General features: G+C 74.6%; 25 protein-coding genes. 12 read left to right on the plus strand and 13 right to left on the minus strand.

Features of this window, described 5'->3' with window-relative positions; all coding sequences use genetic code 11:
- The first annotated feature begins 70 nt into the window (after positions 1-70).
- Positions 71-1,027 carry a M23 family metallopeptidase gene (locus MODMU_RS22910; protein ID WP_014742779.1) on the plus strand — a complete coding sequence of 319 codons (957 nt, stop codon included), beginning with the start codon at positions 71-73 and terminating at the stop codon, positions 1,025-1,027.
- A 31-nt stretch (positions 1,028-1,058) separates the two neighbouring features.
- Positions 1,059-1,454: a VOC family protein gene (locus tag MODMU_RS22915; protein WP_014742780.1), complete on the plus strand. Its 396-nt coding sequence runs from the start codon at positions 1,059-1,061 to the stop codon at positions 1,452-1,454.
- 61 nt (positions 1,455-1,515) lie between these two features.
- Here MODMU_RS22915 and pcrA read toward each other — a convergent pair whose 3' ends face one another.
- On the minus strand, positions 1,516-3,807 hold the full coding sequence (pcrA, locus tag MODMU_RS22920; RefSeq protein ID WP_014742781.1) for a DNA helicase PcrA: 2,292 nt from the start codon (positions 3,805-3,807) through the stop codon (positions 1,516-1,518).
- A 256-nt stretch (positions 3,808-4,063) separates the two neighbouring features.
- Between pcrA and MODMU_RS22925 the strand changes: the two genes are divergently transcribed.
- The 4 genes from MODMU_RS22925 to MODMU_RS22940 all read left to right on the plus strand — a co-directional run bounded on the left by MODMU_RS22925 (position 4,064) and on the right by MODMU_RS22940 (position 7,544).
- Entirely contained in the window at positions 4,064-4,342 is a 279-nt protein-coding gene (locus MODMU_RS22925) for a chorismate mutase (RefSeq protein WP_014742782.1), read from the plus strand.
- Between the two features lie 62 nt (positions 4,343-4,404).
- Complete coding sequence (locus MODMU_RS22930) at positions 4,405-5,295, plus strand: RNA polymerase sigma-70 factor (RefSeq protein WP_041795559.1); 891 nt, start codon at positions 4,405-4,407, stop codon at positions 5,293-5,295.
- Between the two features lie 27 nt (positions 5,296-5,322).
- The gene (locus tag MODMU_RS22935) at positions 5,323-6,057 is read left to right on the plus strand and encodes a PIG-L deacetylase family protein (RefSeq protein WP_051144259.1); all 735 of its coding nucleotides are present in this window, start codon (positions 5,323-5,325) and stop codon (positions 6,055-6,057) included.
- Positions 6,058-6,167: 110 nt separating this feature from the next.
- Positions 6,168-7,544, plus strand: coding sequence for an acetamidase/formamidase family protein (locus MODMU_RS22940; RefSeq protein ID WP_014742785.1), 1,377 nt, complete (start codon positions 6,168-6,170; stop codon positions 7,542-7,544).
- 9 nt (positions 7,545-7,553) lie between these two features.
- Here MODMU_RS22940 and MODMU_RS22945 read toward each other — a convergent pair whose 3' ends face one another.
- Both MODMU_RS22945 and MODMU_RS22950 read right to left on the minus strand, forming a co-directional pair.
- Positions 7,554-8,213 (minus strand): response regulator, encoded by a 660-nt coding sequence (locus MODMU_RS22945; protein ID WP_014742786.1) that lies wholly within the window; start codon positions 8,211-8,213, stop codon positions 7,554-7,556.
- Positions 8,210-9,445 carry an ATP-binding protein gene (locus MODMU_RS22950; RefSeq protein WP_014742787.1) on the minus strand — a complete coding sequence of 412 codons (1,236 nt, stop codon included), beginning with the start codon at positions 9,443-9,445 and terminating at the stop codon, positions 8,210-8,212. The genes MODMU_RS22945 and MODMU_RS22950 overlap by 4 nt, the downstream gene beginning before the upstream one ends.
- A 133-nt stretch (positions 9,446-9,578) precedes the next feature.
- Between MODMU_RS22950 and MODMU_RS22955 the strand changes: the two genes are divergently transcribed.
- The 3 genes from MODMU_RS22955 to MODMU_RS22965 all read left to right on the plus strand — a co-directional run bounded on the left by MODMU_RS22955 (position 9,579) and on the right by MODMU_RS22965 (position 11,183).
- A complete protein-coding gene (locus MODMU_RS22955) occupies positions 9,579-9,833 on the plus strand; it encodes a PspC domain-containing protein (RefSeq protein WP_014742788.1) in 255 nt (84 codons plus the stop codon).
- A 128-nt stretch (positions 9,834-9,961) separates the two neighbouring features.
- Positions 9,962-10,894, plus strand: coding sequence for a PspC domain-containing protein (locus tag MODMU_RS22960; protein WP_014742789.1), 933 nt, complete (start codon positions 9,962-9,964; stop codon positions 10,892-10,894).
- The gene (locus MODMU_RS22965; RefSeq protein WP_014742790.1) at positions 10,887-11,183 is read left to right on the plus strand and encodes a hypothetical protein; all 297 of its coding nucleotides are present in this window, start codon (positions 10,887-10,889) and stop codon (positions 11,181-11,183) included. The genes MODMU_RS22960 and MODMU_RS22965 overlap by 8 nt, the downstream gene beginning before the upstream one ends.
- A gap of 208 nt (positions 11,184-11,391) precedes the next feature.
- Here MODMU_RS22965 and guaA read toward each other — a convergent pair whose 3' ends face one another.
- The 3 genes from guaA to guaB all read right to left on the minus strand — a co-directional run bounded on the left by guaA (position 11,392) and on the right by guaB (position 15,710).
- Positions 11,392-12,960, minus strand: coding sequence for a glutamine-hydrolyzing GMP synthase (guaA, locus tag MODMU_RS22970; RefSeq protein ID WP_014742791.1), 1,569 nt, complete (start codon positions 12,958-12,960; stop codon positions 11,392-11,394).
- Positions 12,957-14,126, minus strand: a complete 1,170-nt coding sequence (locus tag MODMU_RS22975) for a GuaB3 family IMP dehydrogenase-related protein (RefSeq protein ID WP_014742792.1) — start codon at positions 14,124-14,126, stop codon at positions 12,957-12,959. Before MODMU_RS22975 ends, guaA begins: the two co-directional genes overlap by 4 nt.
- Positions 14,127-14,189: 63 nt before the next feature.
- Positions 14,190-15,710: an IMP dehydrogenase gene (guaB, locus tag MODMU_RS22980; protein WP_014742793.1), complete on the minus strand. Its 1,521-nt coding sequence runs from the start codon at positions 15,708-15,710 to the stop codon at positions 14,190-14,192.
- A gap of 185 nt (positions 15,711-15,895) precedes the next feature.
- On the opposite strand from guaB, the gene MODMU_RS22985 reads away from it, so the two are divergent.
- Positions 15,896-16,318 (plus strand): DUF5319 family protein, encoded by a 423-nt coding sequence (locus MODMU_RS22985; protein ID WP_014742794.1) that lies wholly within the window; start codon positions 15,896-15,898, stop codon positions 16,316-16,318.
- 84 nt (positions 16,319-16,402) lie between these two features.
- Here the strand turns inward: MODMU_RS22985 and MODMU_RS22990 are convergent, their stop codons facing one another.
- A complete protein-coding gene (locus MODMU_RS22990) occupies positions 16,403-17,164 on the minus strand; it encodes a response regulator transcription factor (RefSeq protein ID WP_014742795.1) in 762 nt (253 codons plus the stop codon).
- Between the two features lie 380 nt (positions 17,165-17,544).
- Here MODMU_RS22990 and MODMU_RS22995 point away from each other — a divergent pair, with 380 nt between their 5' ends.
- Positions 17,545-17,844 carry a WhiB family transcriptional regulator gene (locus MODMU_RS22995; RefSeq protein WP_014742796.1) on the plus strand — a complete coding sequence of 100 codons (300 nt, stop codon included), beginning with the start codon at positions 17,545-17,547 and terminating at the stop codon, positions 17,842-17,844.
- Between the two features lie 91 nt (positions 17,845-17,935).
- Here the strand turns inward: MODMU_RS22995 and MODMU_RS23000 are convergent, their stop codons facing one another.
- The 3 genes from MODMU_RS23000 to groES all read right to left on the minus strand — a co-directional run bounded on the left by MODMU_RS23000 (position 17,936) and on the right by groES (position 21,782).
- Positions 17,936-19,510: a GGDEF domain-containing protein gene (locus MODMU_RS23000; protein WP_231851711.1), complete on the minus strand. Its 1,575-nt coding sequence runs from the start codon at positions 19,508-19,510 to the stop codon at positions 17,936-17,938.
- Between the two features lie 212 nt (positions 19,511-19,722).
- On the minus strand, positions 19,723-21,363 hold the full coding sequence (gene groL / locus MODMU_RS23005) for a chaperonin GroEL (protein ID WP_014742798.1): 1,641 nt from the start codon (positions 21,361-21,363) through the stop codon (positions 19,723-19,725).
- A 110-nt stretch (positions 21,364-21,473) separates the two neighbouring features.
- Entirely contained in the window at positions 21,474-21,782 is a 309-nt protein-coding gene (gene groES, locus MODMU_RS23010) for a co-chaperone GroES (protein ID WP_014742799.1), read from the minus strand.
- A 188-nt stretch (positions 21,783-21,970) separates the two neighbouring features.
- Here groES and MODMU_RS30170 point away from each other — a divergent pair, with 188 nt between their 5' ends.
- Positions 21,971-23,227: a THUMP-like domain-containing protein gene (locus MODMU_RS30170; protein ID WP_014742800.1), complete on the plus strand. Its 1,257-nt coding sequence runs from the start codon at positions 21,971-21,973 to the stop codon at positions 23,225-23,227.
- Between the two features lie 16 nt (positions 23,228-23,243).
- On the opposite strand, the gene tsaD is transcribed toward MODMU_RS30170, so the two are convergent.
- Genes tsaD through tsaB form a run of 3 tightly spaced genes read right to left on the minus strand, consistent with a single transcriptional unit; the run spans position 23,244 to position 25,380 of the window.
- On the minus strand, positions 23,244-24,278 hold the full coding sequence (tsaD, locus tag MODMU_RS23020) for a tRNA (adenosine(37)-N6)-threonylcarbamoyltransferase complex transferase subunit TsaD (RefSeq protein WP_014742801.1): 1,035 nt from the start codon (positions 24,276-24,278) through the stop codon (positions 23,244-23,246).
- The gene (gene rimI, locus MODMU_RS23025; RefSeq protein ID WP_166503590.1) at positions 24,275-24,703 is read right to left on the minus strand and encodes a ribosomal protein S18-alanine N-acetyltransferase; all 429 of its coding nucleotides are present in this window, start codon (positions 24,701-24,703) and stop codon (positions 24,275-24,277) included. Before rimI ends, tsaD begins: the two co-directional genes overlap by 4 nt.
- A 17-nt stretch (positions 24,704-24,720) precedes the next feature.
- A complete protein-coding gene (gene tsaB / locus MODMU_RS23030) occupies positions 24,721-25,380 on the minus strand; it encodes a tRNA (adenosine(37)-N6)-threonylcarbamoyltransferase complex dimerization subunit type 1 TsaB (RefSeq protein ID WP_014742803.1) in 660 nt (219 codons plus the stop codon).
- Between the last annotated feature and the right edge of the window lie 9 nt (positions 25,381-25,389).

The following is a 25,389-nucleotide window of genomic DNA, read 5'->3' on the forward strand; positions in this document are numbered from 1 at the left end:
CGTCAGACCCCACGGCTCCCCCCGTGGTGTTGCCCCCGGAAGGTGCCCGTTGTCCCGTCTCCGTGAGCTCGTGGGCCGTACGCGGTCCGAGGACGGCCTCGCCGCCGTCCTCGACGCCGGTCCCGCCAGCACGGAGTTCGTGGCGCCGGACGGCGCCTGGGACTGGGACGCGGCCTGGGCGGCCTCCCAGGTGGACGAGTCCGACGAGCCCGGCGTGGACGGCGACGGCGCCGAGGCCCCGGCCACCGCCGACGTCGCCCCGTCGGCCGGCACCGACTCCCCCGCCGTCGTCCCTGCCCCGCTCGACGAGCCGGCAGAGGAGCTCCGGCCCGCCCGCCGCCGGCCGACCGTCCCGGTGCCCGCGGCGCTGCGCCGCCCGCCGCGCCGGCGTACCCCGATGCTGCTGGCCGCCGCCGTGGTCGGCGCGGTGCTCACCGGCGTCCTGGGTGGGCTGGGCGGGTTCGGCTCGGACGCCGGTTCCCCGCTGGCCTCCGGCCAGGACTACGGCCTGGGCGTCTCCGACTCCAGCTTCTCCGGCGGCGTGGACGACGCCGGCGCCCGCGCGGAGATCAGCCAGGCGGAGGCGCAGGCCCGGCTCAGCGAGATCGCCGCGTCGCGCGCGGCGCGCGAGCCCGACTTCGTGGTCCCCACCGACGGCCGGCTCACCACCTGCTTCTGCCAGCGCTGGGGCACCATGCACTGGGGGCTCGACCTGGCCGCCCCGCTCGGCACCCCGATCTACGCCGCTGCCGACGGCGTCGTGCTGCGGGCCGGCCCGGCGACCGGTTACGGCAACGCCGTCTACATCCAGGACGCCGACGGCAACGTCGAGGTCTACGGCCACATGAAGTACTACAACGTCAGGGCCGGGGACGTCGTCTCGGCCGGCGACCAGATCGCGAAGGTCGGCAACGAGGGACAGTCGACCGGCCCGCACGTGCACTTCCAGATCCACCTCGGCGGGATGAGCGGCAAACCGACCGACCCCGAGGAGTGGCTCGCCGACCGCGGTCTGTCCGTACGCTGATTCACCCGGCTCGCCTCTAGCATCCCCGCGCATGACCGCTCCGACGCCCTACCTGCACCTGCCCGGCACCGCGCGTGAGGCGCTGTCGTTCTACGGCGAGGTGTTCGGGGGCCGCGTGGCAGCGCACTCCTTCGCCGAGTTCGGCCGCCAGGACGGTCCGGCCGACGCGGTCGCGCACGGCTACCTGGTCGACGGACCCGTCGCCCTCTTCGCGGCCGACGTGGCCGGGGACGAGCCGCCCCTCCGGTGCGCCGGGCTGATGTTCTCCCTGCTGGGTGCCGCCGACCCGGCCACCCTGCGCGGCTGGTTCACCGACCTCGCGGCCGGCGGGCGGGTCGTCGAGGACCTGCAGCAGCGCCCGTGGGGCGCCTCCGACGGGCAGGTCGTCGACCGGTTCGGCGTCCACTGGCTCATCGGCTTCGAGTGAAAGGACCCCGCTGCCCCCCACGCCACGCTTCGCGCGGCGCGGGACCCTGCAGCGGGGCCGTTCAGAGCTTGACGAGCGGGGCGTAGCGGAGGACCAACCGCTTGGTGCCGCCGGAGCCGAAGTCGACGGTCGCCTGGGCCTTGTCCCCGATGCCGGTGACCTCGACCACCGTGCCGAGGCCGAAGGCGTCGTGGCTGACCCGGTCGCCGACGTCCACGCTGATGACCGCGCGGTTGCCGGCGCCGCCGCGCAGGCCGCCGGTGGACAGCCCGGTGGCCGCGACCCGCGCCTGCGCCGAGCTCATCGGCGTGGTGTGCGCCGGCTCGGTGCGTGCCCAGTGCACCGCGTCGGTCGGCAGCTCGTCGAGGAAGCGGGACGGCGGGTTGTAGGCCGGCTGCCCCCAGCTGGTGCGGACGGTCGCGCGGGAGAGGAACAGCCGCTTCTGCGCGCGCGTGATCCCGACGTAGGCCAGCCGGCGCTCCTCCTCGAGCTCGCGGGGGTCGCCGAGGGCGCGCAGGTGCGGGAAGACGCCGTCCTCCAGCGCGGTGAGGAAGACGACCGGGAACTCCAGCCCCTTGGCGGTGTGCAGGGTCATCAGCGTGACCACGCCGGCGTCGTCCCCGGTGACCGGGATCTGGTCGGCGTCGGCGACCAGGGAGACCTGCTCCAGGAAGTCGGTGACCGTGCCGCCGGGCGTGCCGGCCTCGAACTCGGCGGCGACCGAGATCAGCTCGTTGAGGTTGTCGACGCGCCCCTCGTCCTGCGGATCGGTGCTCGCCGACAGCTCGGTCAGGTAGCCGGTGCGGTCGAGGATGCTCTCCAGCAGCGCGGCGGGGCCGGACCCGGTCTCGACCAGCTGCTCGAACTCCTCCAGCAGGGCGACGAACTCCTGGATGGCCTTGAGCGACCGGGTGGCCAGCTCGCCGACCTCGGCGGCGCGGCGCAGGGCGCTGGCGAACGGGATCCGCTCCCGGTCGGCGAACCGCTCGACGGCCGACTCGGCGCGCTCGCCGATCCCCCGCTTCGGGGTGTTCAGCACCCGGCGGAGGCTCACCACGTCGGCCGGGTTGGCGACCACCTTCAGGTAGGCCAGCGCGTCCCGGACCTCGCGGCGCTCGTAGAAGCGCACCCCGCCGACGACCTTGTAGGGCATGCCGACGCGGATGAACACCTCCTCGAAGACCCGGGAGGCGTTGTTGGTGCGGTAGAAGATCGCGATGTCCTTGGGCTGGGCCAGCCCCTCGTCGGTCAGCGCGTCGATCTGCTCGGCGACCCAGGCGGCCTCGTCGTGCTCGTTGTCGGCGACGTAGCCCTCGATCAGCTCGCCGTCGCCGGCGTCGGACCACAGGTTCTTCGGCCGGCGCGAGGTGTTGCGGGCGATGACCTGGTTGGCCGCCCGCAGGATGCGCTGGGTGGAGCGGTAGTTCTGCTCCAGGACGATGGTGGTCGCCTCGGGGTAGTCGCGCTCGAACTCGTCGATGTTGCGGATCGTCGCGCCGCGGAAGGCGTAGATCGACTGGTCGGCGTCGCCGACCACGCAGAGCTCGGCCGGGGGCACCGGGCCGCCGGCCGTGCCGACGAGCTCCCGGACCAGCACGTACTGGGCGTGGTTGGTGTCCTGGTACTCGTCGACCAGCACGTGCCGGAAACGGCGGCGGTAGTGCTCGGCCACGTCGGGGAAGGCCTGCAGCAGGTGGACCGTCGTCATGATCAGGTCGTCGAAGTCCATCGCGTGCGCCTCGCGGAGCCGCCGCTGGTAGAGCGTGTAGGCCTCCTTGAGCACCTTCTCCGGCGCCGTCAGCGGGCTGTAGGACTCCTCGTCGACCAGCTCGTTCTTCAGGTTCGACACCTGGTTGGCCAGGCTGCGGCCCGGGTAGCGCTTGGCGTCGAGGTCGAGGTCCCGGGCGACCATCGTCATGAGCCGGACCGAGTCGCCCTGGTCGTAGATGGTGAACGAGCTCTTCATGCCGAGCTTGGCGGCCTCGGCGCGGAGGATCCGGACGCACATCGAGTGGAACGTCGACACCCACATCGCCCGGGCGCGCGGGCCGACGAGGGCCGCGACGCGCTCCTTCATCTCACCGGCGGCCTTGTTGGTGAAGGTGATCGCCAGGATCTCGCCGGGCTGCACCCCTCGGGCGCCCAGCAGGTAGGAGATGCGGTGGGTGAGCACCCGGGTCTTGCCCGACCCGGCGCCGGCCACGATGAGCAGCGGGCTGCCCTCGTGGACCACCGCGTCGCGCTGCGGGCCGTTGAGCCCGGCGAGCATCCGGTCCAGCTCCCGACCGGTCTGGCCGGAGGTGTGCCGGGGGATCGCGGCGGTGCCGGGGAGGGTGCGCTGGGGGCTGCTCATGACCCCGCCACTCTAGGCCGCGGCACCGACAGGTCCGGCGCCCCGCGTGTCGCCTGGGGACGGCGGGGCTGGCCGCCGGCCGACGTGCTGTGGCACACTCCCCGGCGTGCTGCGCAGCCGCGAGTTTTCCTACGGCCACCGGGTCCCGGTGTCCGTGACAGCTGGCTGAGCAGCCACTCCCCACGACGCCCCGGGCCCACGGCCCGGGGCGTTCCTCGTCTCCTGGGTCGCGGGCCTCTCCCCGCCCGGAGGAACCATGAGCACCAGCCCCGCCCCCACGCCCGCCGCCGAGGGCACCGACCCGATCGACGCCCTGCGCTCGGAGATCGACGCCTGCGACGCCCAGATCATCGAGCTGGTGCAGCGCCGGGTCGCCATCTCGCAGCAGATCGGGGCGCTGCGCACCGCCGCCGGCGGCATGCGGCTGTCGCTGTCCCGCGAGCAGCGGGTGCTCTCCCGGTTCCGCGCCGCGCTCGGCCCGGACGGCGCCGCGCTCGGCATGATGCTGCTCCGCCAGGGCCGCGGCCGGCTCTGAGCTGTCACGTCCGGCGGGGCTGCTCCGTCTCCCTGGCACACCCCGTGGAGGAGGAGCCCGTCATGACACCCGAGGCCGCACCGGACGCCGGGCTCCGTGCCTTCGACCAGCACCGGCGGCTGCTGTTCGGCGTGGCCTACCAGATGCTCGGCAGCGTCGCCGACGCCGAGGACGTCGTGCAGGACGCCTGGCTGCGCTGGTCGGCCGCCGACCGCAGCGACGTCGCCGACCCGCGGGCCTACCTGGTCCGGGTCGCCACCCGGCTGGCGCTGGACCGGCTGGGGTCGGCCCGCACCCGCCGGGAGACCTACGTCGGGCCGTGGCTGCCCGAGCCGCTGCTGACCGACGACGCCCGAGGTCCCGAGGAGGCCGCCGAGCTGGGCGAGCAGGTGTCGCTGGCCGTGCTGGTGGTCCTGGAGACGCTCTCCCCGACCGAGCGGGCGGTGTTCGTGCTGCGCGAGGTCTTCGGGATGAGCTGGGCCGAGGTCGCCGGCGTCCTGGACCGGTCCGAGGCGGCCGTCCGGCAGCTGGGGCACCGGGCGCGCGAGCACGTGCAGGCCCGGCGGCCCCGGTTCGACACCGACCGGCGGGCGCAGCGGGAGGTGACCGAGCGGTTCCTGGCCGCCTGCGTGGGCGGGGACGTCGACGCGCTGCTGGCGGTGCTCTCGCCCGGCGTCGTCCTGCTCACCGACGGCGGCGGGCAGGCCAAGGCGGCGCTGCGGCCGATCGTCGGCGCGGACAAGGCCGCCCGGTTCCTGGTCGCCGTCTCGTCGCAGGGGCTCTCCCAGCCGGGGCTGACCGTGCGGCTCGTCGACGTCAACGGCGCACCGGGCGTCGTGGTCGACGGCCCGGCGGGCCCGGCGATCGCCGTCTCGCTGGTGGTGGCCGACGGCCGGGTGGAGCAGGCCCTGGTGGTGCTCAACCCGGACAAGCTGGCCGGGCTGGTGGGCTGATCGCCCTTCACTAGGCTCCGCCGGGTGATGCCACTGCCCTCCGGACCGGCCGCCCACGTCGAGCGCGCGCTGTGCGTGCTCGCCCACCCCGACGACGTCGACTTCGGCAGCGCCGGCACCGTCGCCACCTGGACCGCGGCAGGCACCGAGGTCACCTACTGCATCGTCACCGACGGGGACGCCGGCGGGTTCGACGAGACGCCGCGCGACCGGATGGGCCCGCTCCGCCGGGAGGAGCAGCGGGCCGCGGCGGCGGCGGTCGGCGTCACCGATGTGCGGTTCCTCGGCTACCCCGACGGCCGGGTCGAGCTGACCCTGGACCTGCGCCGGGACATCAGCCGGGTCATCCGCCAGGTCCGCCCGCAGCGGGTGCTGACCAGCTCACCGGAGCGGATGTGGGAGCGGATCGGCGCGAGCCACCCCGACCACATGACCGTGGGCGAGTCGACGCTGCGCGCGGTGTACCCCGATGCCCGCAACCCCTTCGCCTTCCCCGAGCTGCTGGCCGACGAGGGGCTCGAGGCGTGGACGGTGTCGGAGGTCTGGTTGGGTGCCAGCCCGCGCGCCGACCACGCCGTCGACGTCACCGACGTGGTGGAGCAGAAGTGGACGGCGCTGATGAGCCACGTGACCCAGGTCAGCCACCAGCCGCCGGGTCAGCTGCAGGAGTTCGTGGGCGCCTGGATGCAGCAGACGGCGCGCACCCACAGCCTCCCGGCCGGGCGGCTCGCCGAGGCGTTCCACGTCGTCCACACCGGGTGACCGCCACCCCGTGGCGTAACCGCCCCGCAACGCAGGGGCGCCGGCCGCACACAGCGGCAACACAGCCCGCGTAGACCTCCCGGGACCGCCCCTCAGCCCCGGGAGAGCGCATGACCTCCGCACCGCACCCCGCTCAGCGACCGGACCCGGAGGTCGCCGCCACGTTGCTGGAACGGGGCCTGGGACGCCGGACCTTCGTGCAGGCGGCGCTCGCCACCGGCGCCGTGCTGGCCGCCGGGATCGCCACCGCGCCGTCCGCGGCCGCCGCGGGCAGGGGGGCGACGCGGCTGCCCGGCCAGGTCCTCCAGCCGGGCACCGGGCCGATCGACGGCGACGTCTACCTGCCCTCCCGGCCGGACGAGGTGCTCTGGGGCTACCTCCCCCGGACCACCGACGCGCCGGTGGCACGGGTGCGCTCGGGGCAGACGATCACCATCGACACGGTCAGCCACGAGGGGCTGCTGGAGGACCAGGGCCGGGACCCGGCGGCCTGGTTCGCCGGCCACGGGGTGCCCCGCGAGCAGGTCCTCGACGACGCGGTCGCGGTCGCCGCCGGGTACGACCGCCACCGGCGCGACTTCGACGCCGACGGACCGCACGTGATCACCGGGCCGGTGCACGTCGAGGGCGCCCGCCCCGGTGACGTGCTCAAGATCGAGCCGCTGTCCGCGCTGCCCCGGGTCCCCTACGGCGTGATCTCGAGCCGGCACGGCAAGGGCGCCCTGTCGGCGTCCTTCGCGACCGCGGCCGGCGGGATCACCTCCGCCGAGGTCATGCCGGCCACCCCGGACGGCCGGGCGACGAAGGACCCGCTGCGGTACGGCAACGTCTCGGTCTTCACCCCGGTCCGCGGCGGCTCCCGGGGCGCGAGCGCGCACCTGCCGGTCGGCACGAGCGGGGAGGTGTCCTGGCCGCTGGACCCCTTCGCCGGGCTGATGGCCGTGGCGACCGTGGGCGACGCCGGCGCGCTGGACGACCCGCTGCTCAACTCGATCCCCCCGACGGTCGGCGGCGGGAACATCGACGTCCGGCTGCTCAACGTCGGTTCCGCCTTCTACCTCCCGGTCGTCGCCGAGGGAGCCCTGTTCTCCACGGGGGACCCGCACATGTCGATGGGCAACGGCGAGGTCGCGCTCACCGCCATGGAGGGCTCGCTGCGGCTGACCTACCGGCTGACGGTGTGCCGTCCCGGGTCCGGGGACGCCCCGTCGGTCGCCTTCCGGTACCCGTTCGGCGAGACCCCGGACGCCTGGGTGCCGATCGGCCTGTCCGACCCCGACGGTGCCCGTGACGGGCAGGGCAGCGACCTCGACGTCGCCTCCCGGCGCGCGGTGGTCAACGCGCTGGACTTCCTGCAGACCGACCTGGGCATGGACCGCGCCGTGGCCTACGCCTACCTGTCGGCGGCCGCCGACTTCGAGGTCTCCCAGGTGGTCGACCGGACCGTCGGGGTGCACGGCGTCATCCCCAAGTGCCACTTCCGGTGAGGGCGGACCTCACAGCAGGCGGTTGGTCGCCGCCCAGCGGGTGAGCTCGTTGCGGTTGGACAGCTGCAGCTTGCGCAGCACGTTGGAGGCGTGGGACTCCACCGTCTTCACCGAGATGAACAGCCGCCCGCCGATCTCCCGGTAGGTGTAGCCCCGCGCGAGCAGCTGCATGACCTCGCGCTCGCGGGCCGACAGCAGGTCCAGCCCGGGGTCGGTCGCCGGGTCGGCGGCCGGCGCGGGGGCGGGCCCGGTGGCGGCGAAGGCGTCCAGCACGAAGCCGGCCAGCCGGGGGCTGAACACGACGTCGCCCTCGGCGACCCGGCGGACGGCGTCGCGCAGGTCGGCGCCGGAGATCGTCTTGGTGACGTAGCCGCGGGCACCGGCGCGGATGACGGCGATGACGTCCTCGGCGGCGTCGGAGACAGACAGCGCCAGCCACCGGGTGCCCGGCAGCTCGGCGCGCAGCGACTGCAGGACGGCGTGGCCGCCACCGCCGGGCAGGTGGACGTCGAGCAGGACGACGTCCGGCGTCGTCTCCCGGATGCCGGTGACCGCGGTGGCCACGTCGGCGGCCTCGCCGACGACCTCCACGTCGTCGCCGAGCTCCGCGCGCACCCCGGCGCGCACCATGGCGTGGTCGTCGACCAGGTAGACCCGGGTGCGGCTCACGCCGACGCCTCCACGTGCTCGCCGCGCGGGAGGCAGAGCTCCACCTCGGTCCCCTCTCCTGGTGCCGAACGGACGTGGGCGGTGCCGCCCAGCCGGGTCAAGCGGCCGACCACCGAGTCGCGCAGCCCCCGCCGGTCGGTCGGGACGACGGTGGGGTCGAACCCGGTGCCGCGGTCGCGCACGAAGACCGTGACCGAGCCGGCCGTCACCTCGCTGTACAGCGAGACGCTGGCCGCACCGGAGTGCTTGGCGGCGTTGACGACCGCCTCCTTCGCGGCCTGGCCGAGGGTCGCCACGGCGTCGTCGACCGGCAGGTCGCCGACCACGACCGGGTCGACCGTGACGGCGTGGTCGGCCTCCACCTCGGCGACCAGGCGCGCGACCAGACCGGCCCAGGTGCCGCCGGTGGCGACGGTCGGCTCGTACAGCCAGGCCCGCAGCTCCCGCTCCTGGCTGCGGGCCAGCCGGCCGACGACCGTCGGGTCCTCGGCGTGCCGCTGGATGAGCGCGAGGGTCTGCAGCACCGAGTCGTGCAGGTGGGCCGCGACCGCGGCGCGCTCCTCGGAGCGGATCAGCGCGGCGCGCTCGGCGTTGCGGGAGTCCAGCAGCCGGCGCCACAGCGGCGCGGTCGCCAGCGTCACCCCGACCAGGATGACCACCGTGCCGGTGAAGCCGTTGCGGGCGTTGGCCAGCTGGCCGGTGGTGGCCAGCAGCAGGGTCAGCCCGGCGACGCCCAGCACCACGCCGCCGACCAGGCCCCAGCGGGCCGAGCCGCGGGTCAGCGACTCCCGGGGGTCGGCGTCCAGCTGGCGCCAGATCACCGCCATCCCGATGCCGGCGAGCACCAGCGGCAGCACGATCTCGCTGCCTGCGAAGCTGGCCAGCCGGGACACCAGCCCGACCGCGACGAACGCGAGCACCGCGAGCCCGAGCAGCTGCCGCCGGCTGGGGCGCTGCCCGACGATCCCGGCCTCGGCCGCGCCGCCGTCGGCGGAGGCGACCGGCATGGTCAGCCAGAGCAGCGCGTAGGCCACCACCCCGATGCCGGTCAGCGCGAGGGCCACGAAGACGACCCGGACCGCCATCGGGTCCAGCCGCAGGTGGGTCGCCGTCCCCGAGGCGACGCCGGCGAGCAGCCGGCCGTCGCGCGGGCGCACCAGCGGGGGCCGCGGCGCGCGGCCGTCGGGGAGCCGCTCCGCGGGCCCGGCCGGCGGAGCGGTGCTGGTGGTCACGACGTCGATGGTGTCACCGCACCCGCCCGCGGCACACCGGTGATCACCCGGAGTGCGGGGGCCGGGGCGGATGGGGGTCGGACGGGGGCGTTCCCGGATACCGCCGGGCGCCCGGACGGCGCAGGTTCATGGCATGACCTCGACGACCACCCCCGCCGCCCTCCCTCCCGTCGCGACCAGCACCCCGCCGGCCCCGCCCCGGCTGGCCCGCAGCGACCGGGACAAGAAGATCGCCGGCGTCTGCGCCGGGCTGGCCGAGCACACCGGCGTGGACGCCGTCCTGTGGCGGGTGGCCTTCATCGCCCTGACCCTCGCCGGCGGGGGCAGCGGCATCCTGGTCTACGGGTTGCTCTGGCTGCTGATGCCGGCGCCGGAGGCGCGGGTCTGACCCCGCCCTCCCCCACTCCCCCGGCCCTCGTCGTGCGCCGGGTCGGGGTCCGGCACCGCGGGCGGATCAGGGTCGAACCGGGGCGTTCCCTGATACCGCCGGGGCCGCCCGGTGAGCAGGCTGGTGGCATGACCTCAGCACTCCCTCCCTCCGCTCCCCCGCCGGTCCCCGACCAGCCGTGGGGCACCCCTCCGCCCCCGCCGCCGGCCGGTCCCGTTCCCCGCCCGGCGCTGCGCCGCAGCCGCTCGGACAAGGTGATCGGCGGCGTCGCCGGTGGCCTCGCCGAGTACACCGGTGTGGACGCGCTGCTCTGGCGGGTCGGCGCCATCGCGCTCACCCTCGCCGGCGGCAGCGGCCTGGTCATCTACCTGCTGCTCTGGCTGCTCATGCCGGCCGGGGCGCCCGCCCAGCCCGGCGACCCGACCGCCGTCGAGCGGGTCCGCACCGGCCCGCGGTCCGCGGTCCCGGGGGTGACGGTCGCGGCGCTGCTCATCGTCATCGGGCTGGGCGTCCTGCTCACCCAGTTCACCGACCTCGACCTCGGCGCCCGCGGTTTCCTCGGCACGGCGTTGCTGATCGTGGGCGTGGGCCTGGTCGTCGGGGCCGTCACCGGCGCCGGCCGCGGCGCCAAGGGCGTGCTCATCGGGCTGGGTGTCGTGCTCACCGCCGCCCTGGCCGCCGTCACCTCGATCGACCTGCCGAACGGCGCCGTCGGCGACCGCACCTACCGGCCCGCCACGGCGTCCGCCGTCGAGGGGGTCTACGAGCACGCGGCCGGCGACCTCACCATCGACCTGCGGGACGTCGACCTGACCGACCTGGACTCGCCGATCGTGACCCGCATCGACCACGGCATCGGGGACGTCGACGTTCTGGTGCCCCGCTCCGCCGACGTCCGGGTCACCTCGGACACCGGCATCGGGGAGACCGAGCTGTTCGGGGACAGCGCCGACAGCGGCACGTTCCCGGGCCTCGGCGCCCCCTGGTCCGGGGACGACCGGCTCGAGTTCCGCATCACCATCGACTCCGGTGCGGGTGACGTGGAGGTGTCCCGTGGCTGACTACAGCGAGTTCCCGACCACACCCACTCGCTGGCACGAGAACTTCATGCCCGAGCCGGAGCCCACCGTGGAGCCCACCGGCGCCACCGCCGCGCCGGCCCGGCGACGGGCCACGGACCCGGTCTCGCTGGTCGCGGGTCTGCTGTTCATCGCACTGGCCGTGCTGCTGATGTCCGGCGTGGACGTCTCCCTCGACTGGTTCGGCCACGGCATCGCCTGGATCCTGCTGATCGGCGCCGGCGTCGGCCTGCTGGTCAACGAACTACGCCGAGCCCGCCGCCGACGCTGACCACCGGAGGGAGCGGACCCACGAGGGCCCGGGGAGCACTGCTCCCCGGGCCCTCGTCGCGCGTCAACGGTCCGTCGCTTCAGGGACTCACGTGAGGTCCGAGATCACCCACGTGGCTCTGGTGCCCGCGACGAGCGCCAGCGAGGAGCGGTCAGGCCCCCTTCAGGGCCCCGCCGCGAGCTTGCTCGTGGTGGGCAGAAGGGGGTCCTCACTCCCACTCGATGGTGCCCGGCGGCTTGCTCGTCACGTCGAGCACCACGCGGTTGACCTCGGCGACCTCGTTGGTGATCCGGGTGGAGATCTTCGCCAGCACGTCGTAGGGCAGCCGGGTCCAGTCCGCGGTCATGGCGTCCTCGCTGGACACCGGCCGCAGCACGATCGGGTGCCCGTACGTGCGCCCGTCTCCCTGGACGCCGACCGAGCGGACGTCGGCGAGCAGCACCACCGGGCACTGCCAGATCTCGGTGTCCAGGTGCGCGGCGGAGAGCTCCTCGCGGGCGATCGCGTCGGCCTGGCGCAGCACGTCGAGCCGCTCGCGGGTGACCTCGCCGACGATCCGGATGCCCAGCCCGGGCCCGGGGAACGGCTGGCGCTGCACCAGCGTGTCCGGCAGGCCCAGCCGGCGGCCGACCTCGCGCACCTCGTCCTTGAACAGCGTGCGCAGCGGCTCGACGAGGGTGAAGGTGAGGTCCTCGGGCAGCCCGCCGACGTTGTGGTGGCTCTTGATGTTCGCCGTCCCGGTGCCGCCACCGGACTCGACGACGTCGGGGTAGAGCGTGCCCTGCACCAGGAAGTCGACGGTCTCGCCGTGCTCCTTCGCGTCGGCGATGACGTCGAGGGCGGCCTGCTCGAAGACCCGGATGAACTCCCGGCCGATGATCTTCCGCTTCTGCTCGGGGTCGCTGACCCCGGCGAGCGCGGAGAGGAACTGGTCGCTGGCGTCGACGACCCGCAGGTCGGCGCCGGTGACGGCGACGAAGTCGCGCTCGATCTGCTCGGTCTCGCCCTGCCGCATGAGCCCGTGGTCGACGTAGACGCAGGTGAGCCGGTCACCGATGGCGCGCTGCACGAGCGCCGCGGCCACCGCGGAGTCGACCCCACCGGACAGCCCGCAGATCGCCCGCCGGTCGCCGATCTGCTCGCGGATGGCGGCCACCTGCTCGTCGACGACGTTGGCCATCGTCCAGCTCGGCTCCAGGCCGGCGATGTCGAACAGGAAGTGCTCGAGCACCGTCTGGCCGTGCGGGGTGTTCCGGACCTCGGGGTGGAACTGCACCCCGGCCAGCCGGCGGTCGACGTCCTCGAACGCGGCGACCGGGGCACCGGTGGAGGTGGCGGTGACGGTGAACCCGGGCGGCGCGGCGCTGACGGCGTCCCCGTGGCTCATCCACACCGACTGCTCGTTCGGCAGGTCGCCGAACAGCCGGGCCTGGGTGGTGACGGTGAGCGGGGTGCCGCCGTACTCGCGGTCGCCGGTGCGGGCCACGGTGCCGCCGAGGCTGGCCGCCATCGCCTGGAACCCGTAGCAGATGCCGAACGCCGGGACCCCGGCCTCGAACACCGACGGGTCGACCTGCGGGGCGCCCTCGGCGTAGACGCTGGACGGTCCGCCGGAGAGCACGATCGCCGCCGGCTTGCGGGCCAGCAGCTCCTCGACCGGCACGTCGGAGCCGACGAGCTCGGAGTAGACCCCGGCCTCGCGGATCCGGCGGGCGATGAGCTGGGCGTACTGCGCCCCGAAGTCGACGACCAGGACGGTCGGGAAGTCCATGGTCATCCGAGCAGGTGCCCCTCGGCAGCGGTCCCGGCGCCGTTGCCGCCGAGGACCAGATCGACCCGCTGGAACTCCTTGAGGTCCCGGTAGCCGGTCTTGGCCATCGTGCGGCGCAGCGCGCCGAAGAGGTTGGTGCGCCCGTCGGCGGCCTCGGCCGGGCCCAGCAGCACCTGCTCGAGCGTGCCGCGCGCGGTCGCCGGGGCCGACGTGCCCCCGCGGGGCAGCCGCGGGTGCGCCGCGACCGAGTCCCACCACACGCCGCCGCCAGGCGCCTCGGTGGCGGCCCGCAACGGCTCCCCCACCTGGACGGCGTCGGCGCCGCAGGCCAGCGCGCGGGCGATCGCACCGCTGGTCTCGATCCGGCCGTTGGCGATCACGTGCACGTACCGGCCACCGGTCTCGTCGAGGTAGTCGCGGCGGGCCGCGGCGGCGTCGGCGATGGCGCTGGCCAGCGGCACCCGGATGCCCATGACGGCGTCGGCGGTCGACCAGCTGTCGGCCCCGACACCGACGATGACGCCGGCCGCGCCGGTGCGCATCAGGTGCAGCGCGGTCTGGTAGTCCGCGGCCCCCCCGACGATCACCGGGACGTCGAGGTCGGCGATGAACTCCTTGAGGTTCAGCGCCTCCCCGCCCTTGCTGACGTGCTCGGCGGAGACGATGGTGCCCTGGATGACCAGCAGGTCGACCCCGGCGGCGAGCACCGTGGGAGCCAGCTGCAGGGTGTGCTGCGGCGAGACGCGCACCGCCGTGGTGACGCCGGAGTCGCGCATCTCCTTGATCCGCGCGGTGACCAGGTCCGGCTTCACCGGCTCGGCGTAGACCTGCTGCAGCAGCGCCGTCGGCGGGCCGGTCTCCGGCGAGGCGGCGTCGCGGAGCTGCCGGTAGACGTCGGTCGGGTCGTCGTACCGGGTCCACAGGCCCTCGGCGTTGAGCACCCCCAGGCCCCCGGCCTGGCCGACGGCGACCGCGGTCGCCGGGCTCATGACGGCGTCGCTGGGGCTGGTGACCAGCGGGATGTCGAACCGGAAGGCGTCGATCTGCCAGGAGGTCGAGACGTCGTCGTGGTCACGGGTGCGCCGCGAGGGGACGATCGACACCTCGTCCAGGTCGTAGCCCCGGCGGGCGAAGCGGTTCAGGCCGATCTCGACGTTGTCGCGTACGGGCAACGGGTCACCGACCTCGGTAGTTGGGGGCTGTGGTGGTCTCGCGGATGAAGGTGACGCTCATCGTCACCGACCTCGGTAGTTCGGGGCCTCGGTGGTCATCTGGATGTCGTGCGGGTGGCTCTCGGTCAGCCCGGCGGCGGTGATCCGGGTGAGCTGGCCGCGATCCTGGAGCTCGGCGACGGTCGCGGTGCCCGCGTAGCCCATCCCGGCCCGGAGACCGCCGACGAGCTGGTGGGCGACCCCGGACAGCGGGCCGCGGTAGGGCACCTGGCCCTCGATGCCCTCGGGCACCAGCTTGTCGTCGGAGAGGACGTCGTCGGCGAAGTAGCGGTCCCGGCTGAAGGACTGGTTGCCGCGCTTCTGCATCGCGCCCAGCGAGCCCATGCCGCGGTAGGTCTTGTACTGCTTGCCGTTGGTGAACACCAGCTCGCCCGGCGCCTCCTCGACCCCGGCGAACAGGCCGCCGATCATCACCGTGTCCGCGCCGGCGACCAGCGCCTTGACGATGTCCCCGGAGTACTGCAGCCCGCCGTCGGCGATCACCGGGATCCCGGCCGGCCGCGCGGCGAGGCTGGCCTCGTAGATGGCGGTGACCTGCGGGACGCCGACGCCGGCGACCACGCGGGTGGTGCAGATCGAGCCGGGCCCGACGCCGACCTTCACCGCGTCCACGCCCGCGTCGATGAGCGCCTGCGCGCCGGCCCGGGTGGCGATGTTGCCGCCGACGACCTGCACGCCGTGGCCGACGGTGGCGAAGTCCTTCTTCACCCGGGCGACCATGTCCAGCACCGCGCGCTGGTGGCCGTGGGCGGTGTCGACGACGAGCACGTCGACCCCGGCGTCCACGAGCAGGCCGGCGCGCTTGTAGGCGTCCTCGCCCACCCCGAGCGCGGCGCCCACGGTGAGCCGGCCGTCGACGTCCTTGGTGGCGTTGGGGAACTGGTCGCGCTTGACGAAGTCCTTGACCGTGATCAGCCCGCGCAGCCGGCCGGCGGGGTCGACCAGCGGCAGCTTCTCGATCTTGTGCTGCTTGAGCAGGGCGAGGGCGTCCTCCGGGTCGACGCCGACCGGGGCGGTGACCAGCGGCATCGGCGTCATCACGTCGCGGACCAGGCGGGCCTGGTCGGTCTCGAAGCGCATGTCGCGGTTGGTGACCATGCCGACGAGCACGCCCTCGGCGTCGACCACCGGGGCGCCGGAGATCCGGTACCGGGCGGAGAGGGCGTCGACCTCGGCGAGGGTGTTCTCCGGGGAACAGGTGACCGGGTTGGTGACCATGCCCGCCTCGGAGCGCTTCACCAGGTCGACCTGGCCGGCCTGGTCCTCGGCGGCGAGGTTGCGGTGCAGGATCCCGATGCCGCCGGCGCGGGCCATGGCGATGGCCATCCGCGACTCGGTGACGGTGTCCATCGCGGAGGAGACGAGCGGGATGGCCAGCCGGATGCCCCGGGTCAGCCGGGTGCTGGTGTCGACCTCGGTGGGCACGATGTCCGAGGGTCCGGGGACCAGCAGGACGTCGTCGTAGGTCAGGCCCAGCGGGGCGAACTTGGCCGGCAGTTCGGGGACGCGCTCGTCGGGCTGCATGTGCCGCCACCCTCTCGACTCCATCGGTGGGAGCGCCGCAGACGGCGCAGGGAACGTGTTGATGGTAGGCGGAGCCCCCGGGAGGCCGTCCCCCCGTTACCGTTGTGGGTTGGCGGGCACGCCCGCTCCGACTGCTGAGCGACCAGCAGCCCCGAACAGGCCGGCCATCCCGGCAAGGAGGACACGTGGACGCGTGGGACGACGCATTCGGCGCCTCCCCTGACCGTGACCCGGACTTCGGGCCGGACGACCGGTCGGGGCAGCCGCCGCTGACCATGGAAGAGCGCGCCGGGGTGCTGGACGACCTCGCGGAGCTGGAGGTCTTCCGCACGCTGCTGGAGCCGACCGGGGTCAAGGGCATCGTCGTCGACTGCCCCGACTGCGACGAGGAGCACCACGTCGACTGGGCGCTGATGCAGGCCAACCTGCGGCAGCTGCTCGACGAGGGCCAGACCGGCCGGCACGAGCCGCCGTTCGACCCGGACCCCGACGACTACGTCAGCTGGGACTACGCCAGCGGCTACGCCGACGGGGTGGCCGCGCTCGCCGAGCGCGAGGAGCCCAGCGGCCGGCACGGCTCCACCGGCCGGCACGCCCGCGACGACTGACGAAGGACCCCGTCGCCCCCCACGCTTCGCAAGCTCAGCGCGGGGCCCTGCGACGGGGCCGTTCCAGCAGTCAGGACCGCGAGATCAGCTCATCATGCCGCGGCGGAAGCCGGTGGCGACCGCCTCGGCGCGGTCCTTGGCGCCCAGCTTGCGGAACAGCCGGCGGGCGTGGGTCTTGATGGTGTCCTCGGACAGGTAGAGCTCCCGGCCGATCTGGGCGTTGCTCTTGCCCTGGCTCATGCCGGTCAGGACCTGCATCTCGCGCATGGACAGCGCGACCTGCGGCGTCTCGGGGACGGTGGACCGGACGGTGGTCGGAGCGGCCGCGGCCAGCGGGCTGGCACCGCCCCAGGGCGACGGGCCGGACGGCGCGCCACCGGCCAGCGCGACGGCGTGCTGGGGGGCACGCGGCGCGGGGGCCAGCTGCGGGCGGCCGGACAGTTCCGGGCGCATCCCGGTGCGGGACAGGCCGAGGCCGAGCTCAAGCGGGCTGGCGTCCCAGCGGAGGTACCCGCGGGCGCCGAGGGCCACGGCGGCGCGGACGGTCTCCGCGTCGTCGGGGGCGCCGAGCACCAGCACCGGCACCGAGGGGTGCGAGCGCAGCACCTGGGTGGCGACGGACAACCCGCTGTCGGTGGCGCGCTGGGTGCCCACCAGCAGGACGTCCGGGAGCCGGTTGTCCAGCCGGGTGCGCAGCGAGACCGCGTCACCGACCGCCTCGACCCGGCTGACGAAGGGCAGCGCGAGCAGCCGGCCGGCGACCTCGTCGCGGACCCGGCGTCGCTCGTCGAACACCCAGACCACGGCCCCACCGTTGCCGTTGCCGCGCATCCTGTCCTCGATCACCGTTGCTCCCGTCTGCGCCGGCGGGCCGGCGACGTTCCGTCCGGGCGTCGCCCGGGCGGGTGCTGGGGACGGGATGTGCCCCGCGCCCAGGGGGTGCCGACGTCGCCCGGTGTCCCGGACGGGTGTCGGGTGACCCCCACCTCACCGTCGTCGGCACTCCCTGTGACCACCTTGATCCCCTGCGTAGCTACTGCCCAGCGGCCGTCACCCCGCCGGGTGAGGCCCGGGACGACCCGGACGAGGCGCCCGAGCGGATAGGCACATCCGGGCGGATTCCGCACCACGAGCGCACAGGGTCGTGTTTGCGTCTCGTCGGCAGCGGGCATCGGCCCGGAAGTGACCGGGCAGACCCCCCGGTGCACCCGAGCCGAGGAGGTCCAATGGCTGACATCCGCCGACTGCCCAACCCCGTCGCCGAGGTGTGGGACTGGCAGTTGCACGGCAGCTGCCGGGGCGAGAGCACGTCGCTCTTCTTCCACCCCGACGGCGAGCGCGGTCCAGCCCGGGCCCGGCGGCAGGCAGCCGCCAAGGCGGTCTGCGGACGTTGCCCTGTCCTGGAGTCCTGCCTGCAGCACGCACTGTCGGTCCGCGAGCCCTACGGGGTCTGGGGCGGCATGAGCGAAGAGGAACGGGCACGCCTGATCGCCGCGGAGCCCGCGGCCATCGCTGCCGGGGTCTGAGCACGAGGCGGGGGGCCTCCACCCGCGACGCACGCCGAGAGGGCCGGTCCGACACGACGTCGGACCGGCCCTCTCGGCGTTCGCGGCCAGGTCAGCCGGGATCGCCGACGACGCGGTCGCGCCCCTGGCGCTTGGCCCGGTACAGGTGCGCGTCCGCACGGCCGAGCAGCTCGGCCAGCGCCGGGGCGAGGACGCCGACGCTGCTGGCCAGACCCGCGCTGACGGTGACCGGCAGGCCGGGCACCAGCTCGCCCCACGGGTGGGTGGCGACCGAGCGCCGCACCTGCTCCAGCTGGTCGGCCGCGGTGCGCGGATCGGCCCCGACCAGGACCAGCAGGAACTCCTCGCCGCCCATCCGGGCCGCGAAGGAGCCGCCGGTGTCGGCGTCCGGGGTCGCCTGCTCCAGCAGGTCGGCGACGATGCGCAGCACCTGGTCGCCCACGTCGTGGGAGAAGGTGTCGTTGACGCGCTTGAAGTGGTCGAGGTCGAGCAGGGCCACCGAGACGGCCTCGTCCCGCCCGGCGATCGCCTCCAGCAGCCGGGGGAACTGCTCGTCGACGTACCGCCGGTTGTAGAGCCCGGTCAGCGGGTCGCGGAGCGAGAGCTCGCGGTACCGGCGGCTCTGCCGGCGGGCCTCGGTGGTCTCGTACATCGCCTGCAGCGCCCGGGCACGGGCGTCCCGCTGGGCGGACTGCAGGTCCAGCGCCTCCTGCGAGTAGAGCTTGTGCTCGGTGAAGGCCGCCTCGAAGTGACCGCCGGCGGCGTGCAGCTCGGCCTGCTCGCGGCGGGCCCGCACCCGGATCGAGGTGAGGCCGTTGGCCTCGCACCGGGCGACGCACTCGTCGAGCGTCGCCTGCGCCTGGGCCACCCGGCCCTGCCGGCGCTGGATCTCGGCGAGGGTGAGCAGGAAGTCGGCTCCGGCGTCGCCGTCCGGGGAGGCGTCCAGGACCTCGGGACTGCGCCCGGGCAGGAGGACCTCCTCGGCCTCCGCCAGCCGGCCCAGCCCCATGAGCGCCCGGGCGACGGTGTCCAGCCGCCCGATGCTCAGCGCGACACCGTGCTCGCCGGCCAGGGTCTGCAGCCGGGTCGCCAGACCGAGGGCGGTCTCGAACTCCCCGGCGAGCATCTCGACGTAGGAGCGGTTGTTGAGCACCAGCAGCTGGCGGTCGACGTCGCCCTGCTCCTCGGCCAGCTGCAGCACCTCGGCGTAGCGCTCCCGCGCCCCGAGGTCGCCCTGCAGCCCGAGGCAGTCCGCCAGCCGGGCCAGGTGGTCGATCCGCAGGGCGGGCACCGCGTCGTCGTCGAGCAGGTCGATGGCCTGGACGGCGTTCTCCAGGGCGGCGGACAGGTCGCCCAGCTCCTGGAAGACCGCGGCGAGCAGGTAGTGGCTGCGGGCGAGCAGGTGCCGGGAGTCGTGCTCGGTCGCCCAGCGCCGCACGTCCTGGGCGACCCGGCCGGCCTCGGACACGTTGCCGCGCCGGCGCACCAGGTCCGCCTGCACCAGCTGGGCGCGCAGCTCGAACTCCACCAGGCCCAGCTCGCGCGCGGTGACCAGCGCCTGCTCGGCGCGCTCGGCCGCGGCGGCGGAGTCGAAGCGGGACAGCGACTCCAGCTCGTCCAGGCTCGTGGACAGCGCGGCGACGGCGGCGTCGCTCACGGCCGCCACCGCCCACAGGGTCGGGGCGCTACCGCCGCCGACCTCCCCGTCCTGGATCACATGGACCACATCGGCACAGCATCCGACAACTTGAGCCTTGCAGCACCTGCCGCCTCACCCCAGGGGTGAGGTGCTGGGGACGGGCCTGCCCCCGCCGCCGGGAGGCGACGGGGGCAGGTGACCTGCGGGAACGGCCCCGCTGCGGGCAGCGGGGTCCTTCGTCAGTGGCTGTGGCCGTGCCCGTGCGAGTGGCCGTGGGTGTGGTGGCCACCACCCTCGGACTCCTCCTCGGCCGGCTTCTCCACGATCGCCGAGTCGGTGGTGAGCACCATCGCGGCGATGGAGGCGGCGTGCGCGAGCGCGGCCTTGGTCACCTTGACCGGGTCGATGACGCCCTGGGCGGCCAGGTCGCCGTACTCGCCGGTCGCGGCGTTGAAGCCCTGCCCGACGCCGAGCTCACGCACCCGGCCGACGACGACCGGGCCCTCGAACCCCGCGTTGGAGGCGATGAGGGACAGCGGGGAGTCGATCGCCTTGCGCACCGACCGGGCCCCGACCAGCTCGTCGCCGGTGAGGGTCAGGGCGTCGATGGCCTCGGCGGCGTGCACGAGCGCGGAGCCACCCCCGGGGACGACGCCCTCCTCCACCGCGGCGCGGGTGGCGGCGATGGCGTCCTCGATCCGGTGCTTCTTCTCCTTCATCTCGACCTCGGTGGCCGCACCGACCCGGATGACCGCGATGCCGCCGGCCAGCTTGGCCAGCCGCTCCTGCAGCTTCTCGCGGTCCCAGTCGGAGTCGGTGTCCTCGATCTCGCGGCGGATCTGCGCGACCCGGTCGGAGATGCCCTCGGACGTGCCGCCACCGTCGACGAGCGTGGTGTCGTCCTTGGTGACGGTGACCCGGCGGGCGGTGCCGAGCACCTCGAGGCCGACGCTCTCCAGGGAGAGGCCGACGTCCTCGCTGACCACCTGGCCGCCGGTGACGACGGCGAGGTCGGCCATGAACGCCTTGCGCCGGTCACCGAAGTACGGCGACTTCACCGCGACGACCTTGATGGTCTTGCGGATGGAGTTGACGACCAGCGTCGACAGCGCCTCGCCCTCGACGTCCTCGGCCACGATCAGCAGCGGGCGGCCGCCGGTCGAGAGCACCTTCTCCAGCAGCGGGAGCAGGTCGGCCAGCGCGCCGACCTTGCCCTGCACCAGCAGCACGAGGGCGTCCTCGAGGACGGCCTCCATGGACTCGGAGTCGGTGACGAAGTAGGGCGAGAGGTAGCCCTTGTCGAACTGCACGCCCTCGGTGACGTCGAGGTCGGTGGTCATCCCGTTGGCCTCTTCGACGGTGATGACGCCGTCCTTGCCGACCCGCTCCATCGCCTCGCCGATCAGCTCACCGACGGTGGCGTCCTGGGCGGAGATGGTGGCGACCTCGGCGATGGCGCTGCGCTCGTCGACCGGGATGGCGACCTTGTCCAGCGCCTCGTGCACGGCGTCGACGGCCGCGCGCATGCCGCGGCCGACGGCCATCGGGTTGGCGCCGGCGGCCACGTTGCGCAGGCCCTCGTGGACCAGCGCCTGGGCCAGCACGGTGGCGGTGGTGGTGCCGTCGCCGGCGACGTCGTTGGTCTTGGTGGCGACGTTCTTCGCGAGCTGGGCGCCGAGGTTCTCGTAGGGGTCCTCGAGCTCGATCTCACGGGCGATGGTCACGCCGTCGTTGGTGATCGTCGGGGCGCCGAAGTTCTTGTTGATGACCACGTTGCGGCCGCGGGGGCCGAGGGTGACCTTGACGGCGTCGGCGAGCTTGTCGACGCCGCGCTCGAGGGCGCGCCGGGCGTCCTCGTCGAACAGGATGATCTTGGCCATTGCCAGACCTCTCTCAGAGGGTGTTCGAGGGGCAGACGACGACCGCCCCGGGACCCGGTGTCTCGGGTCGCCGGGGCGGTGTCGTGCTGTGGTTCAGCGGAGAGGTGAGGTCACTTCTCCACGACGGCGAGCAGGTCGCGCGCGGACAGGACGAGGTAGTCCTCGCCGCCGTAGCGCACCTCGGTGCCGCCGTACTTCGAGTAGATGACCACGTCGCCGACGTTCACGTCGAGCGGGACCCGGTTGCCGTTGTCGTCGACGCGGCCGGGGCCGACAGCGATGACGGTGCCCTCCTGGGGCTTCTCCTTGGCGGTGTCCGGGATGACCAGACCGGAGGCCGTGGTGGTCTCGGCCTCGTTGGCCTGGACCACGACGCGGTCCTCGAGCGGCTTGATGTTGACCTTGGTAGCGGTCGTCACGGGGTGACGCCCCCTTCACTGTCGGACGGGTGTTCGGAGACGGTGCAGATGCTGTGGCACGGGGGTCGGGCCTGCCGTCGCGGGGGTCAGGTCCAACCCGTGTCGATTGGCACTCTACCCACGTGAGTGCCAGCCGCTCAACCGGGTCCCCGGCGCCGTCCCCCACCGTGATGGGCCAGGCTGTGCAGGTGCCCGCCGCCGACTCCGAGGACCCCGTGCAGGCCGCCGAGACGGTGCGGCAGCTGCAGGCGCTGGCCACCGACGCCGGCCGGGCGGCGCTGGCCCGGGCGGCGGAGCTGCTGGCGGCGCGCACCGACGCGGTCACGGCGCTGACCCGGCTTCGCGGCGAGGTCGGCGTCGAGCTGGCCGGTCCGGCCTGGGGCACCGCCCGGCAGCGGGAGAGGGCCCGGCCGGTCTTCGGCGCCGACACCGACCGGCTGCTGTTCACCGGGGACACCCTCGAGCAGGCCGGCCGGCCGGTCCTCGCCGACCGGCGCGCCGCGCGGCTGCTCGCCACCGGCGCCGCCTCCGTCGCCGACCTCGGCTGCGCGGCCGGCACCGACACGGTTGCGCTGGCCCGGGCCGGCGCCCGGGTGGTCGCCGTCGACCGGGACCCGGTGGCGCGCGAGCTGACCCGGCTCAACACTGCCGCGCTGGGGCTCACCGGCGTCGAGGTGCGCGACGCCGACGTCGTCGACCTGGTGGCCGCGGCCGAGGGCGGCCGGGTGGCCGGCTGTGAGGCCGCCGTGCTCGACCCCGCCCGCCGCGCCGGCGGCCGCCGGCTGCTCGACCCGGACCGCTGGTCACCGCCCTGGTCGACGGTGCGCGCCCTGCTCGACGCCGTCCCGCGGTGCGTGGTCAAGGTGGCACCCGGGCTCGACCACGACCGGGTGCCGGCCGGCGTCGAGGCCGAGTGGGTGTCGGTCGGCGGCTCGATCGTCGAGGCGCTGCTGTGGGGCCGCGCACCCTCGGCGACCTGGCGGCGGGCCACCGTCGTCGGCCGGGACGGCGCAGTGCAGGAGCTGACCGCCGACACCGACCCGGGTGGCGCCGCGGCCGGCCCGGTGCGCAGCTGGCTGCACGAGCCCGACCCGGCGGTGATCCGCTCCGGCCTGGTCGCCCTCGTGGCCGAGCAGCTGGACGCGACGCTGGTCGACCCGACGATCGCCTACCTGACCGGCGACGCCCCCGCCGTCTCCCCGTGGGTGACCTCCTACCCGGTCACCGACGTCGTCCCGTTCAACCTCAAGAAGCTCAAGGCGCTGCTCCGCAGCCGGGACGTCGGCCGGGTGACGGTGAAGAAGCGGGGCTCGCCGATCGAGCCGGAGACCCTGGCCCGGCAGCTGCGCGGCCCGGGCGCGGGGACGGCGGTCGTCGTCGTCACCCGCGTCGCCGGCGCCCCCACCGTGCTGCTCTGCGGTGGAGTCCCAGCGCTCGGGAGGTGATGCGCTGGGACTCCGCTCAGCGGCTGACGACCTCGATGGGCAGCGAGCTGTCCGCACCCAGGTCGACGGCGGAGGGGGTGACGCCGGCCTCCACCAGCCGGGACCCCAGCGCGGCGACCATCGCGCCGTTGTCGGTGCACAGCCGCCGGCTGGGCACCCGCAGCACGATGCCGGCGGCGTCGCAGCGCTCCTGCGCCAGCGCCCGCAGCCGCGAGTTCGCCGCCACCCCGCCGCCGATGACCAGGTGGTCCACGCCGTGGTCGCGGCAGGCCCGCACCGCCTTGGCGGTCAGCACGTCGACGACCGCCTCCTGGAACGCCGCGGACACGTCGGCCACCGGCACCGGCTCGCCGGCCCGCTCCCGGGCCTCGACCCAGCGGGCGACCGCCGTCTTCAGGCCGGAGAAGGAGAAGTCGTAGGCCGCGTCCCGCGGGCCGGTCAGGCCGCGCGGGAAGGCGATCGACCCCGGGTCGCCCTCGGTGGCGGCGCGGTCGATGTGCGGGCCGCCGGGGAAGGGCAGCCCCAGCACCCGAGCGACCTTGTCGAAGGCCTCCCCCGCCGCGTCGTCGATGGTCCGGCCGAGCTCGGTGACGTCCTGGGCGAGGTCGGGCACCAGCAGCAGCGAGCTGTGCCCGCCGGAGACGAGCATGGCGATCGAGGGCTCGGCCAGCCGGCCGTGCTCCAGCTCGTCGACGGCGACGTGCGCGGCCAGGTGGTTCACCCCGTACAGCGGGACGTCGAGAGCCAGGGCGTAGGCCTTCGCCGCGGCGACACCGACCAGCAGCGCCCCGGTCAGCCCCGGTCCGGCGGTCACCGCGATCGCCTCGACGTCACCGAGGCCCACCCCGGCGTCGGACAGCGCCCGGTGCACCGTCGGGACCATCGCCTCCAGGTGCGCCCGGCTGGCGATCTCCGGGACGACGCCGCCGAAGCGCTCGTGCTCGGCCATCGAGGTCGCCAGCGCGTCGGAGAGCAGCGTCTGCCCGCGCACCAGGCCGATCCCGGTCTCGTCGCAGGAGGTCTCGAACCCCAGCACCAACGGGGCGGTCATCGCAGCAGCTCCCTGCGCATCACGACGGCGTCCTCGCCGCTCAACGGGTAGTAGCGGGGGCGCACGCCGATCGGCTGGAAGCCCCGCCGCCGGTACAGCCCCTGGGTGGCCTCGTCGGTGGCCCGGACCTCCAGCAGCACCACCGGGCTGCGCCGGTCGGCCTCGGCGAGCAGCGCGTCCAGCAGCGTCCCGCCGATCCCCTCGCCCTGCCGCGCCGCGGTGACGCCGATGGTGGCGATGTGCGCCTCCTCCGGGTAGGCGATGAGGCCGGCGTAGCCGACCACGTCGTCGGCGTCGACGGCGACCAGGTACCAGCGGGTGTCGGTCAGCCCCAGCTCCTCCAGGTACATCGACCGGGTCCAGGTGTCGGGGGCGAAGAGCTCCTCCTCCAGCCGCATCACCGCGCGGAGGTCGTCCCGGGTCATCGGCCGCAGCGTCACCGTCACCGGCTCACCGCCTTGCGGGCGGCCGGGGGGACGGCGTCCGGACGGCGCAGGTACAGCGGCTCCAGCGGGGCCGGCGGGCGGTCGAACAGCGGTGCGGCGGCGCGCAGCAGCCCCGCCGTCGTCACCTCGGTCGGGGTGACCGGGCGGCCGAGCCGCTCGGCGAACCGGTCGTCGCCCACCACCGGCTCGGTCACCGGGGCCTCCTCGGGCCGGTCGACGCCCGGTCCGGCGACCCGCTGCCCGTCGGCGTCGTAGACCGCCCAGTGGACCTCCTTGCGCCGGGCGTCGGTGACGACCGAGCGGGCGCCGTCGCCGACCGCGTCCAGCGAGCAGACCCCGTAGACCGGTCCGACGACGTCCCCGAGGGCGGCGGCGGTCACGATCCCCACCCGCAGCCCGGTGAACGGGCCGGGGCCCAGCCCGACGACCAGGGCACCGAGGTCGCGCACCCGCAGCCCGGCCTCCGCCAGCACCTCGCGGACCGCCGGGGTGAGCAGCTCGGCGTGCCGGTTGCCCGAGGGCAGCGCGCGCTCGGCGAGCACCCGCACCGACCGCTGCGCCGGGAGCACCAGCGCGCCGTCGACGGTGCGCGAGGTCACCTCGGCCACGCCGGCGACGAGGGTCGGGGTGGCGGTGTCGAGGGCGAGGACGAGCACGATCGACCA

Origin of the sequence: Modestobacter italicus, assembly GCF_000306785.1 — a bacterium.
Lineage (GTDB): Bacteria > Actinomycetota > Actinomycetes > Mycobacteriales > Geodermatophilaceae > Modestobacter > Modestobacter italicus.